The sequence below is a fragment of the Atribacterota bacterium genome, assembly GCA_028703475.1.
Lineage (GTDB): Bacteria > Atribacterota > Phoenicimicrobiia > Phoenicimicrobiales > Stramentimicrobiaceae > JAQVMU01.
On record JAQVMU010000030.1, the window covers coordinates 1 to 17867 of the forward strand.

17 protein-coding genes and 1 tRNA gene are annotated in these 17867 nt (G+C 29.0%); 15 read left to right on the top strand and 3 right to left on the bottom strand.

Annotated elements, in window-relative coordinates:
- Nucleotides 1–41: 41 nt before the first annotated feature.
- The 15 genes from PHQ99_04720 (at nt 42) to PHQ99_04790 (ending at nt 13461) form a co-directional block, all read left to right on the top strand.
- A complete protein-coding gene (locus PHQ99_04720) occupies nt 42–353 on the top strand; it encodes a hypothetical protein (protein ID MDD4288871.1) in 312 nt (103 codons plus the stop codon).
- 2 nt (nt 354–355) lie between these two features.
- Nucleotides 356–2353, top strand: a complete 1998-nt coding sequence (locus PHQ99_04725; GenBank protein ID MDD4288872.1) for a V-type ATP synthase subunit I — start codon at nt 356–358, stop codon at nt 2351–2353.
- Between the two features lie 76 nt (nt 2354–2429).
- A complete protein-coding gene (locus PHQ99_04730) occupies nt 2430–2903 on the top strand; it encodes a V-type ATP synthase subunit K (protein ID MDD4288873.1) in 474 nt (157 codons plus the stop codon).
- A gap of 32 nt (nt 2904–2935) precedes the next feature.
- On the top strand, nt 2936–3544 hold the full coding sequence (locus PHQ99_04735; protein ID MDD4288874.1) for a V-type ATP synthase subunit E: 609 nt from the start codon (nt 2936–2938) through the stop codon (nt 3542–3544).
- 1 nt (nt 3545) lies between these two features.
- Complete coding sequence (locus PHQ99_04740) at nt 3546–4574, top strand: V-type ATPase subunit (protein ID MDD4288875.1); 1029 nt, start codon at nt 3546–3548, stop codon at nt 4572–4574.
- Nucleotides 4567–4890, top strand: coding sequence for a V-type ATP synthase subunit F (locus PHQ99_04745; GenBank protein MDD4288876.1), 324 nt, complete (start codon nt 4567–4569; stop codon nt 4888–4890). The genes PHQ99_04740 and PHQ99_04745 overlap by 8 nt, the downstream gene beginning before the upstream one ends.
- Nucleotide 4891: 1 nt before the next feature.
- Entirely contained in the window at nt 4892–6676 is a 1785-nt protein-coding gene (locus tag PHQ99_04750) for a V-type ATP synthase subunit A (protein ID MDD4288877.1), read from the top strand.
- 2 nt (nt 6677–6678) lie between these two features.
- The gene (locus tag PHQ99_04755; GenBank protein ID MDD4288878.1) at nt 6679–8115 is read left to right on the top strand and encodes a V-type ATP synthase subunit B; all 1437 of its coding nucleotides are present in this window, start codon (nt 6679–6681) and stop codon (nt 8113–8115) included.
- A gap of 74 nt (nt 8116–8189) precedes the next feature.
- Entirely contained in the window at nt 8190–8810 is a 621-nt protein-coding gene (locus tag PHQ99_04760; protein ID MDD4288879.1) for a V-type ATP synthase subunit D, read from the top strand.
- A 255-nt stretch (nt 8811–9065) separates the two neighbouring features.
- A tRNA-Arg gene (locus PHQ99_04765) sits at nt 9066–9142 on the top strand.
- Between the two features lie 84 nt (nt 9143–9226).
- Entirely contained in the window at nt 9227–9841 is a 615-nt protein-coding gene (locus PHQ99_04770) for a lysophospholipid acyltransferase family protein (protein MDD4288880.1), read from the top strand.
- 55 nt (nt 9842–9896) lie between these two features.
- Entirely contained in the window at nt 9897–11357 is a 1461-nt protein-coding gene (locus PHQ99_04775) for a 6-bladed beta-propeller (protein MDD4288881.1), read from the top strand.
- 34 nt (nt 11358–11391) lie between these two features.
- Complete coding sequence (amrB, locus tag PHQ99_04780) at nt 11392–12255, top strand: AmmeMemoRadiSam system protein B (GenBank protein ID MDD4288882.1); 864 nt, start codon at nt 11392–11394, stop codon at nt 12253–12255.
- 42 nt (nt 12256–12297) lie between these two features.
- Complete coding sequence (locus PHQ99_04785) at nt 12298–12642, top strand: MTH938/NDUFAF3 family protein (protein ID MDD4288883.1); 345 nt, start codon at nt 12298–12300, stop codon at nt 12640–12642.
- A gap of 252 nt (nt 12643–12894) precedes the next feature.
- Entirely contained in the window at nt 12895–13461 is a 567-nt protein-coding gene (locus PHQ99_04790; protein ID MDD4288884.1) for a cyclase family protein, read from the top strand.
- 75 nt (nt 13462–13536) lie between these two features.
- On the opposite strand, the gene miaA is transcribed toward PHQ99_04790, so the two are convergent.
- From miaA to rny, 3 genes are all read right to left on the bottom strand, one after another.
- Nucleotides 13537–14493: a tRNA (adenosine(37)-N6)-dimethylallyltransferase MiaA gene (gene miaA / locus PHQ99_04795; GenBank protein ID MDD4288885.1), complete on the bottom strand. Its 957-nt coding sequence runs from the start codon at nt 14491–14493 to the stop codon at nt 13537–13539.
- Entirely contained in the window at nt 14477–15829 is a 1353-nt protein-coding gene (miaB, locus tag PHQ99_04800) for a tRNA (N6-isopentenyl adenosine(37)-C2)-methylthiotransferase MiaB (GenBank protein MDD4288886.1), read from the bottom strand. The genes miaA and miaB overlap by 17 nt, the downstream gene beginning before the upstream one ends.
- 177 nt (nt 15830–16006) lie before the next feature.
- Complete coding sequence (gene rny, locus PHQ99_04805) at nt 16007–17548, bottom strand: ribonuclease Y (GenBank protein ID MDD4288887.1); 1542 nt, start codon at nt 17546–17548, stop codon at nt 16007–16009.
- Nucleotides 17549–17867 lie beyond the last annotated feature (319 nt).

The window sequence follows — 17867 nt, forward strand, 5'->3', positions numbered from 1 at the left end:
CTAATAATATATAGAATTATAACTTACCGGGGTTAAAAAATATGTTAAAGAAAATAATTAATGAATTAAAAAATTCAGAAAATGAAGCTAACAGAATTATCGACGGTGCAAAAAATGAAACTCAAAAACAGATTGCATATGAAAAAGAACAACTGGAAATAATCAAGGGTGATACTATCAAAGAATGGAATAAAAAGGGTCAAGCTATGGTTGATGACAGAGTAAAGATGGCTGAACAAAAGGCAAATGAAATTTACGAAAACAGTAAAGAAGAAAAAAATGTAATGAGGAAATCATTAAAGAATAAATATGATAAAGCAATTGAAATGATTATAAATGAACTGGTGAAATAAAAGTGGCAGTATCAAAAATAAAAAAATTTCATATTTTTGCACATTTATCAATTAGGGAATTATTATTAAAAGAGTTACAGAAGTTAGAATGTGTTGAAATTATGGAATTAGACAAAAAAACAGCCTTTCATGATTGGAAAAATATAAAAGATGAAGACAAGGAAAGTAACGTTGTCTCAGATTTAAATAGAGTAAAATTTTGTATTGATCTATTTTCTAAATATCAAGTAAAAGAATCAAAGGGGTTACAATCATTACTTACAAAAAAGGAAATTATTAAATATGATGATTTAGTTAGTATTTCAAAAAAAACTGATTATGAATTATTGCATCAACAATGCAAGGAATTTGATAAACAGCTAAATCAGATCAAATTAAGTGAAAATAAATTAAAAGCAATAGCAGAAGAATTAAATGAATGGAAAGAGCTGGAAATAGATCTAATCTCTATGAATGAGTCGAAATATATAGAGTATTATATTGGATCAATAGCTAATAATAATTTAGAAAAATTTACTGAAGAAGTAATCAAGCAAAGCAAATATAGTGAAGTAAAGATAGTTAAAGAGGGAAAAAACACATCAAAAATTATTATTATTACTTTGAAGGAAAATCGCGATAAAATATTAAATATTACGCAAAAATATCATTTTGAAAATTATAAATACACCCATCCTTATACTGGAACCCCTGCAGAAATAATAAAAAAAATTAATGAACTATCAGAGGAGCTTTCTGAGAAAAAAGTAACCATTGAAAAACAGTTGATTGAGATTTCAAATAATAATAAGGATATTTATAAAATATATGATTATCTGTCTATAAATAAAGAAAAGGACGAGATTTCTAGATATTTGATAAAAAGTGAAAATACATTTGTTATTAAAGGTTGGATTCAGGAAAAGGATATTCAAAAGTTAAAGCACAGGTTAAGCGATAGATTTACTGCTTTTGAAATCATTTTTAGTGACCCCAAGAAAAAAGACAAAGTACCAGTTGCCCTAGAAAATCATAAGTTAGTTCAGCCTTTTGAAGTAATAACTGAGCTGTACAGTTTACCAAATTACTTCGAAGTAGATCCTACCCCGATACTGTCAATATATTATTTTATATTTTTTGGTTTTTGTCTTTCAGATGTTGGGTATGGAGTTGTTTTAGCTATCCTAAGTTATTTGGCTATACATAAGCTAAGCTTGGGATATAGTGCAAAAAAATTTTTCAGATTACTTTATTATTGCGGCATTGCAGGAGCAATAGGGGGGATATTTGTAGGAAGTTGGTTTGGTGATATTTTGAATTATCTGCCACCTGCATTTAGCTGGATAAGAAATATTATGGTTGACAAGTTGTCGTTATTTAATCCTACAGAAAACCCAATACCACTCTTGATATTAAGCATAGCGCTAGGGGTGATTCAAGTCTATACAGGAATTATATTAAAATTTTTAGATAATGTTAAAAGGGGCAAAATGATTGATGGATTAATGGATCAAATATCCTGGTTATTATTATTAACTGGCATCATACTATTTTTAATAAAAGGAATGTTACCTTCTATTTTTGGAACTATTGCAATATTATTTTTATTTATTGGTGTCTTTACTCTTATTACAACACAAGGGAGAACAAATAAAAATATAATAATGAGAATCGGAAGTGGTATATTATCTTTATATGATATTACATCATATTTTAGTGATGTACTTTCTTATTCAAGATTATTTGCATTAAGCCTGGCTACGGGTATTATTGCAACTATGTTTAATATGCTAGCTACAATGGCAAACATACCATATATAGGAATAATAATTACCATAATTATTTTATTTATAGGGCATGTATTTAACCTATTAATTAGTGGATTAAGTGCTTTTATACATGATGCCAGACTTCAATATGTGGAATTTTTTACAAAATTTTATCAAGCCGGAGGTATTCCCTTTAAACCATTTAGTTTAAAAACCACATATACTAAAGTTGAAGAAATTGATACAAAATAAAAATATGTATCCTAATTTACAACATACATACTTACAAAAAACATTTAAAGAAATAGATAAAAGGGGGATTTGTTTCATGATTGATGGAATTGTTCTTGCCTATTTAGGCGCTGCGTTAGCAATTGGTTTAGCCGGTTCCGGTTCTGCAATAGGTGTAGGAATTGCAGGCACAACCGGTACAGGTATTATGACTGAAGATCCAAGTAAATTTGGATTAGTTTTATTATTACAGGCATTACCCGGAACACAAGGTATTTATGGATTATTGGTTGGCTTTTTAGTTTTAACCAGAATCGGTATTTTTGGTGGAACACCAGCTGTATTAACAGTTGATCAGGGATTGCAAATATTATTTTCATGCCTTCCTATTGCAATTGCAGGATTCTTTTCAGGAATTTATCAAGGTAAAACTTCAGCTGGCTCAATTGGACTTATTTCCAGAAGACCGGAAGAAACAGGGAAGGCTGTAGTTATGCCTGCAATGGTTGAAACTTATGCAGTGCTAGCGTTATTAGGTTCAATATTATTATTAAACGGTGTGGTTATTTAGTCTATTTTAATTGCAAAATAGGAGTTTTACGAATGCCTATTAAAGATATAAAAGATAAAATATTAGAAAATGCTTTTCAAGAAAAAGATAAGATAATTGAGGAAGCAAAAAATGAAGTTGAGAAAATAAAAGAAGAAGCGAAAAATGAAATTGAAAAAATAAAAAACAACATATTACAGGATTATAAGCAGGAAGCCGATATTAAGGAAAATAAAATTATAACTGAAGCAAAGCTTAATGCTAATAAAGATATTCTTTCTGAAAAACAATTAATTTTAGAAGAAATATTTTTGGAAGCAGAAAGAAGGATTCAAAAATTAGATAACCAGAGATATAAGAAATTTATTGAGAACCTTATTTTCGAAAACATAGAGCTTGGAAATGAAACAATTTATATATCAGAAAAAGATCAAAAAATAATTGATAATGCTTTTATAGAAAACATAAATAAAAAACTGATATCAAACCATAAAAAGGGAAAATTGAAACTTTCTGAAAAATCAATTTCCATTAGAGGTGGTGTTGTTTTAGGCACAGAGGATATCAAAAAAAATGCTTCATTAGAAATTATGCTTGAGAGAACCAAAGAAGATATTGAAACAAAATTAAACAAATTCCTGTTTCTTGAAAATGAGGAATAGAATGCTTAAATATATTAATGAATATACAAACACCCAAGAGGAATATGGTTATGCATGTGGCAGGGTAAGAGAGTTAGAAAAAAGTCTGTTGACTAAAGAAATCATTGATAAGATGATTGAAACAAGATCTTTAGAGGATAGTATAAAAATTTTAGAAGAAAACTCTGTTGATAATTATAATATCAATAATTATGATTACATTTCAATTGATACTCATTTAAAAGGAATTATTAAAAAAACCATTAATTTAATCAAAGAAATATCCCCAAATCCCCACTTGTACAAATTGTTCAGCTGGAAGTATGATTTTCACAATCTAAAAGTTTTATTAAAGGGAAAGTTTATTGGAAAAAAAGAAATAACAACATTATATGAATATGGTAATTTTAAGGTAGATATATTAGAATCAGCTATTTTTGATGAAAAATATCAATTGTTGCCAAGTATAGTTGAAAGAATAATTAAGCAATCTGAGGATGAATATATGAAATCTTCAGACTTGCAGCTTATAGAAATATTATTGGATCATGGATATTATGAAATAATATTCAATCTTTTAAATGAAATAAATCATCCATTTTTATACTATTTCTTCAAAAAAGAAATCGATCTATTAAATTTTATTATTAGTTGTAGATCTAAGATAAGAAATATAAAAAAATCAAAATTACCTCTTATTCTAATTAAACAGGGTAATTTATCAATTCAAAAATATATAAGTATTTATGAAAATTCGATCCATTCTTGGCCAAATTATTTCCAAAAAACTGATTATGGTCAAATAATTGAAAACGGAGTTAAAGAATGGCAGGAAAAGAATTCTATGCTGGAACTCGAAAAACTTGTTGATAATTATTTGATAAATTTATTAAAAATTGGCAAATACACATCATTCGGCATAGAAAGTATTTTTGCTTATTATTTTGCTAAAGAAAATGATATCAAAAATATCAGAATCATCTTGAATGGCAAAAGAAACTTATTAAAGAATAATATAATTAGAGAGAATATAAGGGATTGTTATGTCTAATATAGCACTAATTGGAGAGAAAGAAGTTATTATCGGGTTTAGTTTAGTTGGTTTACAAATATTTCCAGTGAATAGTACAACAGAGGCAATTGAAGCGCTTGAAAATTGTTATAAAAATAAATATGATATTGTTTTTATAACAAATGAAATTGCACAGGGTTTAATTAATAAAATTGAAGAATATCAAAAAAAATATACAATGACAATTTGTATCCTTCCTAATCGTACGAAGGATTCTACACTTAGTATAGACATTTTAAGGAAAAATGTTGAAAAAGCTGTGGGTACAGATATCTTGTTTAGAAAAGAGGGATAATATGCAACAAAATAATGGCAAGATTGTTAAAGTTTCCGGGCCAGTAGTCATTGCAGATGGATTAAGAGGAGCTAAAATGTATGATGTTGTACAGGTTAGTGAGAATAAGCTTATTGGAGAAATAATAGAATTAAATGAAGACAGGGCAACTATACAGGTTTATGAAGAAACTTCAGGTATTGGACCAGGGGAATCTGTTTATACTACTGGAATGCCCTTAAGTGTTGAACTTGGACCTGGGTTGATTAAGTCAATTTATGATGGGATTCAAAGACCTTTAGATATAATATTCAATAAAGAAGGTGCATTTATAGCGAGAGGTGTTGAGGTAGATAGTCTGGATAGGGAAAAAGAATGGAATTTTAAACCTTCTACCAAAAAAGGGGACAAGGTAAGTCCAGGGGACTGTATTGGAACAGTTAAAGAAACATCTATTATTACTCATCACGTTTTGGTCCCAATTGGCATAGAAGGAAAAATAGAAAATATTTCTGAGGGAAATTTTAAGATAACAGAAACCATTGCCAAAATTAAAGATGAAACTGGTAAAATACATGAAGTTCAAATGCTACAAAAATGGCCAGTAAGAAAAATGAGACCTTATAAGGAAAAAATGCCCCCAACAGAACCATTAATTACTGGTCAAAGAGTTATAGATACTTTTTTCCCAATTGCAAAAGGCGGTACTGCTTGTATCCCGGGACCTTTTGGTAGCGGAAAAACCGTGGTTCAACATCAACTATCAAAATGGTGTAATGCTGAAATTATTGTTTTTATTGGATGTGGTGAAAGAGGTAATGAAATGACAGATGTTTTACAGGAATTTCCAGAACTAATTGATCCAAATTCAGGTAAACCTTTAATGGAAAGAACTGTCTTAATCGCCAACACATCTAATATGCCTGTTGCAGCTAGAGAAGCATCTGTATATACTGGCATAACTATAGCTGAATACTATAGGGATATGGGCTATAATGTTGCGTTAATGGCTGATTCAACATCACGATGGGCTGAAGCAATGAGAGAAATTTCCGGCAGGTTAGAAGAAATGCCAGGTGAAGAGGGGTATCCAGCATATTTAGGTACAAGAATTGCAAGTTTTTATGAAAGATCAGGTAAAGTAAAGTGCCTTTCTAGTAAAGATTTGGAGGCCACTATAAGCATCATAGGAGCAGTTTCTCCACCGGGAGGAGATTTATCCGAGCCTGTAACACAAAATACATTACGTACTGTTCAGGTTTACTGGAGTTTGCAGGACAAACTTGCTTATAAAAGGCATTTTCCGGCAATTGATTGGTTAAAAAGTTATTCATTATATCTTGACCAGCTTAGTACTTATTTTAAGGAAGAAATAAGTGAACATTTTGTTAAAATAAGGACTATGGCAATGACGCTTCTACAAGAAGAATCTGAATTAGAAGAAACTGTGAGATTAGTTGGTATAGATGCATTATCGAAGGCAGAAAGACTTACATTAGATACTGCACGTTCAATAAGAGAAGATTTTTTACATCAAAATGCATTTGATGATGTTGATACCTATACATCAATTAAAAAACAGTATCTGATGTTGGATTTGATTATATTTTTTAATGAAGAAGCCAAAAAAGCAATTAAAATTGGAGATATTAGTAATGACCAACTTAACCAACTATCAGTAAAAAACAAAATTGTACGATCAAAATTTATATCTGAAGACAATTTAGAAGAATTTTCCAGGATAAAGGATGAAATTAAAAGTCAAATTAATTCTCTCACATCCAATATAGCAGGAAAGGATGATTAAAAATGATAAAAGAATATACAACAATTACAGAGGTAAATGGACCGCTAATAATTGTTAATAAAATAACAGATGTTAAATATGATGAATTAGTAGAAATTGAGTTATCAGATGGTGAAAAAAGAAGAGGACAAGTATTAGAGGTTTCTGAAGATAGGGCAATTGTACAGATGTTTGAGGGAACAACCGGTATTGATGTATCCAGATCGAAAGTACGTTTTTTAGGAAGAGTTATTGAAATACCAGTATCCATGGATATGCTTGGAAGAATATTTGATGGCTCTGGAAGACCCATTGATAAAGGACCAAAAATAATTCCTGATAAACGTTTAGATGTTAACGGAAGCCCACTAAATCCATTTGCCAGGGATTATCCTAATGATTTTATCCAGACTGGAATATCTTCTATTGATGTGTTAAATACTTTAGTAAGAGGTCAAAAGTTACCTATCTTTTCCGGTTCAGGACTTCCCCATTCAAAAGTTGCATCACAAATAGCCCGACAAGCTAAGGTGTTAGGAAAAGAGGAATCATTCTCAGTTGTCTTCGCTGCAATGGGTATTACCTTTGAAGAGGCAAATTTTTTCATTAGTGACTTTAAAAGGACTGGAGCTATCGAAAAAAGCGTAATGTTCATTAATTTAGCAAACGACCCTGCAATTGAAAGAATAATTACTCCAAAAATGGCTTTAACTACTGCAGAGTATTTAGCATTTGAAAACGATATGCATGTATTAGTAATATTAACAGATATGACAAACTACTGTGAAGCTTTAAGGGAAGTATCAGCTGCACGAAAAGAAATTCCAGGAAGAAGAGGATATCCTGGTTACCTCTATACGGATCTGGCAACAATGTATGAGAGAGCGGGTCGTATAAAAGAAAAGAAAGGCTCTATTACCATGGTTCCCATTTTAAGCATGCCAGAAGATGACAAAACCCATCCAATTCCTGACTTAACTGGATATATAACTGAGGGGCAGATTATTCTTGCACGTGAATTGCATTTAAAGGGAATATATCCCCCAATAAATGTTTTGCCTTCTCTTTCCAGGTTAAAAGACAAGGGGATAGGCGAAGGTAAAACCAGGGAAGACCATTCTAATGTAATGAACCAGCTTTTTGCCTCTTACGCAAGAGGTAAAGAATCCAAAGAACTTGCTACAATATTAGGGGAAGCAGCGTTAACAGAAGAAGACAAAAAGTATGTAAAATTTTCTGATAAGTTTGAAGAAATATTTATACAACAGGGAGAAGATGAAAACAGAGATATAGAAAAAAGTTTAAGTATAGGCTGGGAAGCATTAGAGACATTACCAGTAAATGAACTAAAGCGTATAAAGGATGAGTATATCAAAAAATACCTACCGCATTTTTCTAATGACGAAGAAGGAAATATTAGTAATAATAAAAATGATAACGACAAAGAAGATAATAAATAATAAGATATAATCAATATCAATATTGTTATAATTATTTTAATATATAATCATTTTAACTTAGGAGTTTAAAATTTATGAAATTAGCAGTAAACCCCAATAGGATGGAACTGTTGAGACTAAAAAAAAGACTATTGCTTGCAAAAAGAGGTTATAAATTATTAAAAGACAAAAGGGATGCTCTTATACAAAAATTCATTCAATTAGTTTATGAAAATAAAAAAACGAGAGAAGACTTTGAAAAAGAGATGAAAAATTGTATGGAAAGCTTTTTAACTGCCAGTTTTTCTTTTGGTAATAATGATTTGGATGCAATCTTGTTATTTCCCAAAAGAAGTACAAGAGTTAAAACAACCTACAAAAATATGATGAGTGTTCAAGTTCCAAATTATAAAATTATTGAGGAAGGGGAATTGTATACATATGGGATGGCAAATAAATTTCCAAGTTTAGATAGTGCAATTAAAAAATATAAAAACGTTATTCCGCTAATGGTGAGAATGGCCGAATTAGACAAGACAATTGTGCTACTAACAGAAGAAATAGAGAAAACAAGAAGGAGAGTTAATGCATTAGAATATGTTATGATACCAAATCTTGAAGAGACAATAAAATTTATAACGATGAAACTAGATGAAATGGCAAGATCAAACAATTCTGCATTAATGCGTATAAAAGAAATGATACGTGGTGAATAATTACTTCCTTACTTATTAACCAGTTAATATATCAACAGGAAAATCATAAAAGTCAATATTTTTGTCTACCCAATACGAATAATTTCTTTCATAAGATATAATTAAATGATTTTTTTAAGTTTGTTAATAGTTTTTTAAATATCTTAACGAAAGGATTCCAGCAATTTTAGTTTAACAATAAAGTATTATATCTTTTATTTTAGATATTATAGAAAAATTATGTAAAATAGTGATATTATATATAAAATATGTAAGGTGCCCGTGGCTTAATCGGATAAAGCGACGGCCTCCGGAGCCGTAGATTGGAGGTTCAAGTCCTCTCGGGCACACCATTATTTAATATTAATAAGGTATAAAATAACAAAAAACAAATTTAATTATAGCAATAATTTGTTTTTCATTGGGATAATATAGGAATGTTTTATAAAATAGCGCGATTTATAGGATATATATTAAGCTTACTATTTTGGCCTATTGAAATAAGGGGTGGAAACGATTTTCATCATAATGGGCCTTTGATATTAGCTGCTAATCATGTTAGTTATTTAGACCCGATTGCTTTAGCTATAGCATTTAAAAGACAAATATATTTTTTAGCAAAAAAAGAAGTTTTTGACAATCCCTTTTTAGGATTGATTGTTAAAGGACTTGGAGCAATTCCTGTCGACAGAAAAAATGTCAGCCCGGTTACAATAAAAAAAACCTATTCAATTCTAAAAAATGGAAATGTTTTGGGTATTTTTCCTGAAGGTACACGATCATTAAATGGAGAATTATTAGATTTTAATAAAGGAATGATAAAAATTGCATTAAAAACTTCTTCACCCATTATACCTGTTGGCATTGCAGGTACGAATGATATTTACCCGCCTAAAGCAAAATTTCCTTCCTTTTGGGGAAGAAAAAAAATTACGGTTAGTTTTGGCGATCCAATTTATTTAGATTCAAACAAAAATAAAGATGATAATTATCAAAATAATTCATTGTTAGTTATTAAACATAATATAAAGCATTTATTGGAAGGAATATAGTAAATAAATATTATCATACAGTAATTAGTAATAGATAAAAGATGTGAGGTAAACAATGATTAATAAACTTAAAACTAATAGATTTTTTAAATATTGTTATTTTATGATTACTATCTTTTTGTTACTGATTGGCATCACTAATAATGTATTTGCTATAAATAGTGATTATGTAATTGAAATGACTTTTGGTGTATATGGGGAGAATAGAAACGAATTTAACTACCCGGTTTGTATTGCTTTAGATAAAAGTGATAATTTATATGTTACTGATTGGGAAAATGATAGAATACAGATTTTTAATAGTGATGGTGAATATATACGGATGATACCAGATGAAAATAGTGGCTATCAAATAGATGGTCCAGTAGGTATTGCATTGGACCGAAATAACAATATTATCATTGTAGAGCAACACAATAATTGCTTACATAAAATATCAAATGATGGAAGGTCTATTCAGATTTTTGGAGAATTCGGGAGTGGTCCTGGACAATTTGATAATCCAAGAGGTGTGGTGCTTGATGAAAATGATAATATATATGTTGTAGATACTGGAAATAACAGAGTACAGGTATTCTCAAATGAATTTGAATTATTGTATATTTTTGGGAGAGAAGGTCTGGGTGATGGAGAATTTTATTATCCCAGAGGTATAGCTCTTGATAATGATAACAATATATATGTTGCAGATACTTTTCACCATCAAGTGCAGGTATTTACCGAAACAGGAGAATTCATTGAACGCATAGGTACTGCTGGTAACGGGCCTGGAGAGTTTGACGGTACAAGATATGTTGATATTGATGAAAAAGGCAATATCTATATCACTGACTATAGAAACGGCAAAGTAGTACAGTACAATAGTGATTATGATTTTATTACAGAATTTGGGAATCAGGGGGATAATTATTCTTTATTATTATACCCAGAGGGAATCGCCGTAGACCAAAGAGGCTATATTTATGTTGCTGACGCAGGAAATAATAGAATTGTTAAATTTTGTATTTCAAGAATTATTATAAATAAAAAAGCAGGCATTGAAAATATTGAAAAAGAAGAATGGGATAAAGCAATTCAATCATTTCAAATTGTTTTAAATGAAGATCCAAAAGATTATGAATCAAGAAAAGCAATTGCCTTTGCATATTTCGAGAATGGCCAATACGAGAAAGCAATAAATGAATATAATACAATCTTAGAATTTTTACCCCAGGATCAAAGTATTATTTTAAAAGCTGTTGATGCGCACTATGAATTAGCATCCGAATTAGCTAAGGATTCTAATTATAAAGAAGCATTAGGACATTATAAACTTGTAATAAACGAACAACCCAATTATCCAAATATAAAAGCAAAATATTATTTAACTTATTTAAAGTATATATATAATTCCATATTTTTTAGAATTATTTTCATAATTATTCTAATTACCATAGTGGCAATATTTATAATACCAAGAATAGCAAGTAAAAAGAAAAAAGGTGGCAGGCATTACCGGGGTAGAAATAGATTTTAAGTAATAGTCAATAAATAAAGGGAGGTTTATTAATATGGAAAGCATCAGAAAGGCTACTGTTGCAGGTTCATTTTATGATTCTGATAAGGCTTCCTTGTTAAATCAACTAAAATATTGTTTTTTACATGAAATCGGTCCCCAAAAATTACCAGAATCTAAGAAAATATATCAAAATAAGAGTAAAATAAAAGGGATTGTCTCTCCACATGCAGGTTTTATTTTTTCAGGACCTATTGCCGCACATAATTATTATTATTTATCTTTTGAAAAAATACCCCAAACCATAATAATAATTGGTCCTAATCATCGAGGCCTGGGTGAAGAAATATCAATTATGCCTGCTGGCTATTGGAATACACCCCTAGGCTCTATCGAGATAGATGAAAAAACTGTAAAAAAAATACTTGCTAATGACAAAAAAAATATTATAAAAGAGGATATACAGGCACATGTTTTTGAGCATTCAATTGAAGTTCAGTTACCCTTTCTACAGTTTATTTATCCAAACAATACATTCAAAATAATACCAATATGCATCACAAACCAAAAATTAAGTTTAATGAAATATTTGGCAGATACAATATTTGGGAGTATAGAAAATACAGATTGCCTTTTTATTGCTAGCTCAGACTTCACTCACTATGAATCTCAGAGTAATGCAAAACGGAAAGACATTAGTGCTATTGAGAAGATAATAAATATGGATAGTGATGCATTTTATGAAAATATAAAAACGAATAGTGCATCTATATGTGGTTATGGACCAATTGCCATAGTCATGGAAATATGTAAAAAAAATGGAATAGAAAAAGGAGAATTATTAAAATATGCAACCTCAGGTGATGTTTACGGAATGAATGAACAAGTTGTCGGATATGCTTCAATAATATTCCGATAGACTATTTTAAATTAATGAAGAAAAATAAATGAATATTATAAAATGAATATTATAAATAGTTATATTTTTGGTAAAATTACTGTTAATGGATATATCTATTTCTCGGATATAATTATTTCACCGAACAATGTTCAAAGTGATTGGCATCGGGGGAAAAGACATTATTTAAGTTTCAATGATATTTATAGCATAATCGAACGTAAACCAGATGTATTAATAATTGGAACGGGAATGTTTGGTCTGATGCGAGTAGATAATAACATGATAGAAGATTTAATAGAGAGGGGAGTTCATAATATAATTATTGAAAAAACTAAGCAGGCTTGTATTTTGTATAATAAAGAAAAAACAAGAAAAAAAGTAGCTGTGTTACACATAACCTGCTAAGTCAATATAATATTATATAATGACAATAACATATAATTATTTATATTTAATAGCAGCTATATACCACAATAAATGATAAAAACATATAATATAAAATTATAATAATGATTATTTCAAACAATAATATTATTTTATAATTATTTACAATGCATACTATGTAATAATATTAAAAAATTGAAATGAAATTATTTGTAATTCGAATAGAAATAATGGTAATTAGAATCATTTACAATAAAAAATAAGAGGTTTGGAATGTTAATTGATTTAACTTTAAAAATAACACCTAAAATGATTTTAGATGCACATGAAAACGATAAAAAAGCATTACCCGGGCATTTAGGCACACATTTTGATGTAATGAATAAAGAGTTTCCTTTAGAGTATCTGGAAAGAGATGCAATTGTTTTTGATGTTAGTACTGTTGATAAAAATAAGGAGATTAGTACAGAAGATATTATATTAAATAAGATAGAAACAAATATGTTTGTCGCTTTTTATACAGGTTTTATGGAAAATGAAAAATATGGTGGTAGAAAATATTTTACTGAACACCCACAGCTATCTGATGAACTTATTGAAGAATTAATTAAAAAAGAAATATCAATTATTGGAATAGATTTTGCAGGAATTAAACGTGGAAATGATCATACTCCAAAGGATCAATATTGTTCAGACAGAGGAATTTTTATTGTTGAAAACCTTTGTAATTTATATAAAATACTCAATGGGAATAAAAGTAAAATATTTTTAGCATATACATTCCCATTAAATTATACTAATATGACCGGTTTGCCGTGCAGGGTTGTAGCAAAAATATAACTTTCGAATATATTATTTAACATTATTACTTTACATAAGATATATTATCGAACCTTTTGATATATATAAATATAATTAATACCCATTATCTTTCATTATTTTTATAATATTATCTACACTCTCTTCTATGTTCTTAAATTCATCCAGATTCATCCAAAGGTTAACCGGCATTTGGTTTTTAAACCAGCTTAACTGTCTTTTTGCAAAATTACGTGTTTCTTTTTTTATCATTTGTATGGCTTCATCTTTTGTTATATATCCACGAATATATTTTATAGCTTGTCTATAACCTAAAGCTTGGATTGCATTTATTTTTTCATCTCCATATTTATCAATTAGTGCTCTCGTTTCCTCAATAAGCCCTTCATCTATCATTCTATCTACACGTTGATTTATTTTTGTGTAGAGTTTTTTTCTATTCATATAAATACATATAATATAAAAATTATATTTTGATTTTTGTGGATCTAAAATGTTCTTTTTATGAAAATCTGATAGTGTTTTACCGGTTAAGTAAAATACTTCTAATGCCCTGATTATTCTTTTTGTATCATTTATACTTATTTTTTTTGCATATTCTGCATCTTTTTTTCTTAATTCATTATATAAATATTCATTACCTTTATTTCTTGCTAATAATGTTAATTTACTACGAATTATGGCATTACTACCAGGGCCTTCAAAAATAGGGTCTATAATTGATTTGATATAAAGACCTGATCCACCTACTATTAATGGCTTTTTATTATTCTTATAAATATTTTTTATGCATTGCATAGCATAATGAGAATAACGCATAACATTAAAAATTTCTGTTGGCTCAACGAGGTCTATACAATGATGAACGTATTTGCTCAAAATATCGTGATTTGGCTTATCTGTGCCGATATTTAAATTATTGTATATTTGCATTGAATCAGCTGAAATTATTTCAATTTCAGGCATATATTGTGCGATATTAACTGATATTGATGTTTTACCAACACCAGTTGGCCCTGTAATAATTATGATTTTATTATTTTTTAAGATCAACGAGCTCTCCATATAATGTATAAGCATCTGCATGTTTTATTTTGCAATATGCCAATTTCCCAATTATATTATTTTTATCATTATCAAGAAAATTATTATTATTTACTGAGAAAATAACTATCTTATTTGTTCTTGTTTTTCCACAATACTGATATTCTATTCCCTTTCTGGATTTACTATCTACTAATATCTCTAAAATTTCCCCTATCAATTGCTTATTAATGTTGATTGAAATATTTTTCTGAATTTCTATTAATTTCCATAAACGTTTCTTTTTGGTTTGAAGATCAATTTGATTAGAAAAAAAAGATGAAAGTGTTTTTTCTCTATTTGAATAGATAAAGGTATAAGCAGAATCAAATTTGATTTTTTCAAAAGCCCTAATAGTATTTTCAAAATCCTCATTTGTTTCTCCGGGGAATCCAACCATTACATCTGTAGTAATGCTTGCGTTAGGTATGATTTTTCTGATTTGCTTTATTATATTATTGTATTCTTTCATGCTATATTTTCTATTCATTCTACTTAGTATATTATCAGAGCCAGATTGCATAGGAAGATGAATATGCTCACAAATATTTTTGCCATTTTTTATAGTCTTTATCAGGTTAATGTTAAAATCTTTGGGATGAGAAGTAGTAAACCTAATTCTTTTTATATCATTAATTCTATTTATTTCTGATAATAAAGTTAAAAAATCACAATGATTAGGGATATCATTACCATAAGAATTAACATTTTGTCCTAATAAAAATATTTCTTTATAACCATTCCTTGCTAAATGATTAACTTCAGACAATATTTCCCCAATAGGACGGCTTTCTTCGGGACCACGGGTATAAGGAACTATACAATAAGAACAAAAATTGTTGCAACCTTTCATTATTTGTACAAAAGCTGAGATATTGTTAGTATATTTTATACTGATATTGTTTAACCGAAAAGGCTTACGATTGTCACAATATATAATTTTATTCTTATTTGAATAATATAGTCTAAAAATATCTGCAAATGAAGAAGACTGTGATGGACCAAATATCAAGTCTACTGAAGGCACTTTTATTTGAATATTTTCAGCCTCCTTTTGTGCTAAACATCCACAGATACCAAATATAACACCTGGTTTTTTCTCTTTTATCTGGCTTACTTTGCCAGCCATACTATAGATTTTATGTTCAACTTTTTTTCTGACGCAACAAGTGTTAAAAATAATAATATCGGCTTCATTCATTTCGGAAGTCATTGTGAAATTCATTTGTTCCATCTGCCCGGCAATTATTTCTGAATCGTTTACATTCATTTGACAGCCAAATGTTTTAATATAATATTTGAACATAATATATTGTGTTATTTCCTTTGATTTATTATATTATTTAGAGTTAAAGTAACAATAGACAGTTTATTATTAACTTAAATAGTGTAAAAAGTAAAAAATAAAAGAGAAAGAGAAGGAGATATATTTAAACAACCCCTTCTCTTTTGATTTTATTATAATAAAATTACTAAATTTATTTTATTTCGCATATTCAACAGAACGTGTTTCCCTGATAACATTTACTTTAACTTGTCCGGGATAATCAATGTTTTTTTCAATTTTTTTAGAAATATCCCTTGATAATTTTGCAGATAAATAATCATCAATTTCTTCAGGGTTTACAATAATTCTGATTTCCCGTCCGGCTTGAATCGCATAACATTTTTCAACTCCTTCAAATGAGTTGGCAATTTCTTCTAATTGACTAAGTCTCTTGATATATGTTTCAAGCATTTCTCTTCTTGCGCCAGGCCTTGAAGCCGATATTGCATCTGCAGCTTGAACCAGTATTGCTTCAACTGTTTCTGGTTTTTCGTCTTCATGATGAGATGCTATTGCATTGATAATGTTTGGAGATTCTCCATTTTTACGGGCAATATCAGCACCAATCAGGGCATGAGGACCTTCTATTTCCATATCAGCTGCTTTACCTATATCATGCAACAGTCCTGCTCTTTTACAAAAGTTGGCATTCAAACCTAATTCGTCGGCCATAATTCCGGAAAAATAAGCAACTTCTTTTGAATGTTGCAGTACATTTTGGCCATAACTGGTTCTATACTTTAATTTGCCCAATATATTAATTAATTTAGGGTTAACATTTCTAACGTTTGTGTCAAATACAGCCTTTTCTCCTTCTTCTTTAATGCTACTTTCTACAATTTTTTTAGAGTTTTCAATAACTTCTTCTATCCTTGCTGGTTGTATTCTACCATCAGTTATAAGTTTCTCCAGGGCTATCCTGGCAATTTCCCTTCTAACAGGATCAAATCCAGATATAATAACTGCCTCCGGGGTATCATCTACAATTAAATCTACCCCTGCTATTCTTTCAAAAGTTCTAATATTCCTACCTTCTCTTCCAATAATTCTTCCCTTCATGTCTTCATTAGGAAGAGATACTACTGAAATTGTTGATTCTACAGTGTAATCAGAAGAATATCGTTGAATGCTTAAAGCAATTATATTACGGGCTTTTTTCTCTCCTTCTTCTTTTGCTTGCTCCTCGATAGATTTAATTAGCTTACCAGCTTCATGGTCTAGTTCTTTTTCAAGCTTACCCAGGAGATCCTGCTTTGCCTCTTCAATATCTAATTTCGAAATCCTTGCTAATTCATCCCTTTGTTTTTGGTAAATTTTATTAATTTCTTGTGCTTTATTATCAACTTCTTGCTCTTTAAAAACAATATCTTTTTGTTTTTTTTCTATAAGCTCCAATTTTTGTACAAGGTTATTGCTTTTTTTAATAAGCTGTTCATTGATGTTTTCTAATTTATTTCTTTTTTGTTGGCATTCATTTTCACTTTTTCTTATAATCTGATAAGATTCTTCTTTTGCTTGAAGCTGTGCTTCTTTTTTAATTGATTCTGCTTCCTTTTTTGCATTTTCAATTATTTGATTGCAAGTTTTTTCTGATGATGATAATTTGGTTTTTGCAAAAAAATTTGTTAACAGAAAACCAATTAATATGCCTAACAAAATAGTTGCAATAGAAAAAATAGATGTATTAATGGCTTTCACCCCCTATTCAATTTAAAAGGTCCTTAAGTATTTCTTATATACATAATAATAATTCAGTAAATAAATTATATTTTTTATTATAAATATAAAAAAAACAAAAATAATGTACAAAAATAATTAATAATAATAAAGTTATTGAAAAATGCTAACTTTATTATTTTATCTCTATAAAAAATAAATGTCAAATCACAATTAATGGAATCTGTCCTTAAAAAGCATCACTATTATATTCATTATAAATGCGACTGATTACATTATAAGAAAAACCACGACTTTTCAACAAATTAATGATTTTTTTATGCTCCAACTCAATATTTTT